Source organism: Frankia sp. AiPs1, assembly GCF_023716945.1.
Taxonomy (GTDB): Bacteria; Actinomycetota; Actinomycetes; order Frankiales; family Frankiaceae; genus Frankia.
The window spans coordinates 1-5113 of record NZ_JAMQQF010000441.1 but is presented as its reverse complement, the minus strand read 5'-3'; the positions used below and the strand labels follow the sequence as shown (position 1 = coordinate 5113).

Genomic DNA, 5113 nt, shown 5'->3' with positions numbered 1-5113 from the left:
GGCAGGGTGCGCCGGCAGGTAACGGTGGCGGTGCTGCGCACGGCGGTGCGGGCGGACATGGCGGTGCCGGCGGACACGGTGGGGCCGGTGCGCCCGCGGCGTCCGGGGCCACGTTGTGGTCGTTCGAGGTGGTGCAGTCGGCGGCGCCCGGCTCCGACTGAGTCCGGCTCCGGCTGAGTCCGGCGGCAGCGGGCTGGCCGCGCCGAGGCTGGTCGGTCGGCCCGCGCTCAGCCGTGGTGGCTGGCGTCGGTGACCTCGCCGACGAACTGTTCGACCACGTCCTCCATCGCGATGACGCCGACGGTCGCCCCCGCGGCGTCGACGACCCGGCCCAGGTGGCTGCCGGCGCGCTGCATGCGGCGCAGCACCTGGTCCAGGGGCGTGTCCGTGGCCAGCGCCACCATCTCGTGCAGCCGCGACGGGGCCAGCGGGGTGTGGAGGTCCGCGGGCGCGATCCCCAGGACGTCCTTGGCATGCAGGAACCCCGCGATCTCGAGGTCGTCGCCGGCGGTGTCCCGGTCGGCGGCGGACCCGGCGTCGCGGCCTGGTCCGGTCCCGGTCGCGGTCCCGGGGGCTGTCCCGGGGACCGTCGCGGGGGCGGGGGCGGGGGCGGGGGCAGAGTCGGGCATCCGCACCGGGAACCGGGAGTAGCCGGTGCGGGCGACGACGTCCTCCAGCTCGCGGGCGGTGGTCGTCCAGGCGATCGTTACGGCCTGCGAAAGCGGAATCATCACCGTGCCCGCGTCCCGGTCGGACAGCTCCAGGGCGCTGGTGAGCCGTTCGTGCTCGGCCTGTTCGAGCAGCCCCTCCTGCTTCGACTCGGCGATGATGGCGGCCAGCTCCTGCGGGGTGTACGCGGAGGCGAGCTCGTCGCGGGGTTCGACCCTCAGCAGCCGCAGCACCCGGTTGGCGAAGGTGTTCAGCAGGAGCACGAACGGCGAGGTGGCCCGGGCGAAGGCGATCAGGGGCGGCCCGAGCCAGACCAGGGCCCGTTCGGGTCCGGCGATCGACAGGTTCTTCGGCACGATCTCGCCGAGCACCATGTGCAGCGCGGACACGATGGCCAGCGCGACGGCGAAGGCGATCGGGTGGTGCGCCGCCGCGGGGACGGCGAGTGCGTGGAGCAGATCCGTCAGCAGCCGCGCGACGGCCGGTTCGGCGACCGCGCCGAGGGCCAGCGAGCACAGCGTGATGCCGAGCTGGGTCGCGGCGAGCAGCGGGGAGAGGTGCTCCAGGGCGCCGATGACCGAGCGGGCCCGCTTGTCGCCGGCCTCGACCATGGGTTCCAGCCGGTCGCGGCGCGCGGAGACGAAGGCGAACTCGGCGCCGACGAAGAACGCGTTGCCGGCGATCAGCGCGAGCCCGGCGACCATCGCGAGCAGGGTCATTTTCCGCTCTCCGCCCGGGTCTGCCGGGCCTGCTGGGCGTGTCGCGTCCCGGGCGTCTGCCGTGCCGGCCGGGTCTGCCGAGCCTGCCGGGCCTCGGGCGCCGGCAGGGGCGAGGCGGACAGCCGCACCCGGTCGATCCGGTGCCGGTCGACCGCCATGACCGTCAAAGTGACGCCGTCGACCTCCACCTGCTCCCCGACCGCCCCGAGATGGCCCAGGCGGGCGAGCACCAGCCCGGCGACCGTCTCGTACGGCCCGTCGGGCAGTCGAACGCCGGTGGCGTCGACCGCCTCGTCGGGTCGCAGCAACCCGGACAGCAGCCAGGAGCGCGGCCCGTCGGGCACCACGCCGGGGGTGCTCGGCAGGTCGTGCTCGTCGGACACCTCGCCGACCAGCTCCTCGACGAGGTCCTCCAGGGTGACGATCCCGGCGGTCCCGCCGTACTCGTCGATGACGGCGGCGAGCTGCAGCCCGTGCCGGCGCAGCCGGGAGAGCAGCGCGTCGCAGCCCAGCGAGGCGGGCACCAGCAGCGGCGGAACCATGATCTCGCGGACGCTCACCGCGGCGCGGCGCGGTGCGGGAACCCGGAAGACGTCCTTGACGTGCACGACCCCGACCACACCGTCGACGTCCCCGGCCCGGTCTCCGTCGGCGCGTTCCTCCTCGGCGCGGCCTGCGCCGGCCCGGTCCCCGCTGGCCCGGTCCCCGCTGGCCTGGTCTCCGCTGGCCTGGTCTCCGCTGGCCTGGTCTCCGCTGGCCTGGTCTCCGCTGGCCCGGTCCCCGCCGGCCTCGTCCCCGTCGGCGCGGTCTCTCTCGGGCCGTCCCCGCACCGGGAACCGGGAATGACCGGACTGCTGCGCCACCTGAAGCAGGTCGGCGACGTGCATGTCGGCGTCGGCCCAGACGGTCCGGACCCGCGGGGTCATCACGTCGGCGGCGTGGCGGTCACCGAAGCGCAGCGATCGCCGCAGCAGCGCTGCCGTCATGGTCGGCAACGTGCCCTGGCGGGCGGAGGCCCGCACGATCGAGCCGAGCTCGGCGGGGGACCGCCCGGCGTGCATCTCGTCCTGGGGCTCCACCCCCAGGGCGCGCAGCACGGCGTTGGCGACCCCGTTCAGCAGCCTGATCAGCGGACCACACACCCGGGAGAACCCGACCTGCGGCCAGGAGACGGCCCGGCCGACCCGCAGCGGCTCGCTGATCGCCCAGTTCTTCGGCACCAGCTCGCCGAAGACCATCTGGCTCACGGTCGCGACGAACAGGGCGAGGACGAGCGCGAGCACCGAACTCGGCGTGTCCGGCAGGCCGACGGCGTGCAGCGCCGGATGGACGAGGGCGGCCAGTGCCGGCTCGGCGAGGTAGCCGACGGCCAGCGAGGTCACCGTGATGCCGAGCTGCGCGCCGGAAAGCTGGAACGACAGCGAGCGCACGGCCGCCAGCAGGGCCTGGGATCGCCGATCACCGCCGCGGGCGGCCTGCTCCGCCTGATGCGGCTCGACCGCGACGAGGGCGAACTCCGCCGCCACGAACAGTGCATTGGCGGCGATCAGCACCACGACGATCGCGAGGTAGACGATCGCCTGGATCACCCGGCGCCGCCACTCCCGGCGGGGGTGGCGGGTTTCCTGGTCTCGATGCCAGCCATCAGGCCGAGGAGGTGGCGCCCCGCGTTCACCGGTGGTCCCTTCTGTGGGCGGACCGTCCGGCTTGGGACGGTTGGACAGGTAGCGGGTCGGTGGTGCCGGCGGCCGATGGTGCTGCGCTACCCGGCGATGCCGGCCCGCACACCGGGCCAGGGTCGCGGCCGCCCGGGGCGCCCGGTCTATGGCGGTTGGCGCGCGGGTGGCGAGGCACGTCGAGGTTTCGGGACGTCAAGTGTTGTGACCGCGCGGTTACGCATCCACACTGATTGGTGTGGCACACGTACTTGCGGTAGCGAACCAGAAGGGTGGCGTCGCCAAGACGACCTCCGTGTCCAGCCTCGGCGCCGCGCTGAGCGAGCTGGGTCGCCGCGTCCTGCTGGTGGATCTCGACCCGCAGGCGTGCCTGACCTTCTCCCTCGGCCTGGATCCCGACACCCTCGAGCTGTCCGTGCACGACGTGCTCCTCGGCCGGCTCTCCGCGGGCATCGTGATCGCCAGGACCTCCGACGGCATGGACCTGCTGCCCGCGACGATCGAGCTGGCCGGCTGTGAGGCGGTGCTGCTGTCGCGCACCGGCCGCGAGCACGCGCTGCGGCTCGCCCTCGCCGAGGTGATCGACGCCTACGACTTCGTGCTCGTCGACTGCCCGCCGTCGCTGGGCGTGCTCACCATCAACGGGCTCACCGCCGCCGACGAGGTGATCGTGCCGTTGCAGTGCGAGACACTGTCGCACCGCGGGGTCGGCCAGCTCCTCGACACGGTGCACGACGTGCAGCGGCTGACGAATCCGGGACTCGGCGTCCGCGGCGTCCTGCCGACCCTGTTCGACGGGCGGACGGCGCACTGCCGGGCCGTGCTCGCCGACGTCTCCGCGCGGTACGACATCGCCGTGCTCACGCCGCCGATCGCCCGCTCCGTGCGGTTCGCCGAGGCGCCGGGCACGGGCCGGTCGATCCTGTCGACGGCCCGGCGTTCCAAGGGCGCCGAGGCCTATCGGGCGCATGCCCGGGCCATCGCCGAGGTCAGCGGGGCCGAAGTCAGCGGGGCCGAGCTGAGTGGGGCCCAGGTGAGTGGGGCCCAGGTGAGTGGGGCCGAGGTGAGCGGGGCGGGCGCGGCGCATGCGCGCTTCGCCGGCGTTGCGGTCGAACTGGCCCGCGAGTCCGGGCCGCTTGAACCCGGGCCGCTTGAACCTGGGCCGCTTGCGTCGGGGCCGCTCGAGGCGGTACCCCTCGAAGCGGGGGCGCTTGAAGCGGTTCGGGGCGGACAGGTGCCGGTCGGGGTCAACGGAGCCCGGGGGTGAGCGCGGGGCCGAGCGGCCCGCCGCGATCCCCGCGCGCCCAACAGCGCGCTTCCGCGGGGTTCGACCGGCTGCGCCCGCGTGGTTCCCGACCACCTGTGGTGACGCCGAGCCCGTCGGGCCCGGCGATGGGCCGGGACGCGCACGGCAAGCGTGCGCTGTACAGCGGGCTGCGGCCGACGACCCCGCCGAACACGAGCCTGCGCGTCGAGTGTTCCCGCTGCGGGCAGACGAGCCTGCTCGGCGCCTGGCAGGCGCTGCGAGTTCTCACCCCCAGCGTCCACCTGCCGCTGGTGCGCCTGCGGCATCCCTCGTTGCTGCGCTGCCCGACCTGCCGGCGGATGAGCTGGGTGCGACTCGGGCTGCACCTGCGGCCGGCGGGCTGAACGTGCTCCCACGGGGCTCCGTGGGGAAATCCCAACGCCGGGCCAGGGGCCACGCGGGCCGACGTTGGACGCCGATGAGCGGTGGCGGTCCGCCTGGTCAGGCGGATTCGGCCCGCGGAGACTGCTCGTCAAGCGCACCGATGGAGCTGATCGCGTCGCCACCGGCCTCCGTGAGCTCGCCGGCCGTGCCAGTGCCGCGGCCACGGTTGCCGCGACGACGGCGGCGGCGGCGGACCGGCTCGCCACCGGCCTCCGGGGACAGCGCCGAGACGACGTGGGCGGTGTCGGTGGTGCCGTCGACGTCCAGGTCCAGGTCCAGGTCGTCCGGTGCGGCGCCGGCCGGGTCGTCCTGCTCGCTGCCGTCGGCGGCGATCGTCAGGCCGGTCGCGGCGGCTGCGG

4 protein-coding genes and 2 pseudogenes are annotated in these 5113 nt (G+C 74.6%); 3 read left to right on the top strand and 3 right to left on the bottom strand.

The features are described 5' to 3' along the window. A pseudogene (locus ND748_RS24825) lies at window positions 1–161 on the top strand (antibiotic biosynthesis monooxygenase); the annotation flags it as partial. Window positions 162–227: 66 nt separating this feature from the next. Here the strand turns inward: ND748_RS24825 and ND748_RS24820 are convergent. Both ND748_RS24820 and ND748_RS24815 read right to left on the bottom strand, forming a co-directional pair. Continuing rightward, on the bottom strand, window positions 228–1388 hold the full coding sequence (locus ND748_RS24820; RefSeq protein WP_251748405.1) for a hemolysin family protein: 1161 nt from the start codon (window positions 1386–1388) through the stop codon (window positions 228–230). Then, the gene (locus ND748_RS24815; protein ID WP_251748403.1) at window positions 1385–2977 is read right to left on the bottom strand and encodes a hemolysin family protein; all 1593 of its coding nucleotides are present in this window, start codon (window positions 2975–2977) and stop codon (window positions 1385–1387) included. Before ND748_RS24815 ends, ND748_RS24820 begins: the two co-directional genes overlap by 4 nt. 325 nt (window positions 2978–3302) lie before the next feature. Between ND748_RS24815 and ND748_RS24810 the strand changes: the two genes are divergently transcribed. Together ND748_RS24810 and ND748_RS24805 are read left to right on the top strand one after the other, a co-directional pair. Then, entirely contained in the window at window positions 3303–4331 is a 1029-nt protein-coding gene (locus tag ND748_RS24810) for a ParA family protein (protein ID WP_251748401.1), read from the top strand. Next, window positions 4328–4714: a hypothetical protein gene (locus ND748_RS24805; RefSeq protein ID WP_251748399.1), complete on the top strand. Its 387-nt coding sequence runs from the start codon at window positions 4328–4330 to the stop codon at window positions 4712–4714. The genes ND748_RS24810 and ND748_RS24805 overlap by 4 nt, the downstream gene beginning before the upstream one ends. Before the next feature lie 97 nt (window positions 4715–4811). On the opposite strand, the pseudogene ND748_RS24800 reads toward ND748_RS24805, so the two are convergent. After that, a pseudogene (locus tag ND748_RS24800) lies at window positions 4812–5113 on the bottom strand (ATP-dependent helicase); the annotation flags it as partial.

What these genes read in the sequence shown, in the direction of transcription:
- ND748_RS24820 (WP_251748405.1), bottom strand. Translation starts at nt 1,388, where the DNA reads ATGACCCTGCTCGCGATGGTCGCCGGGCTCGCGCTGATCGCCGGCAAC.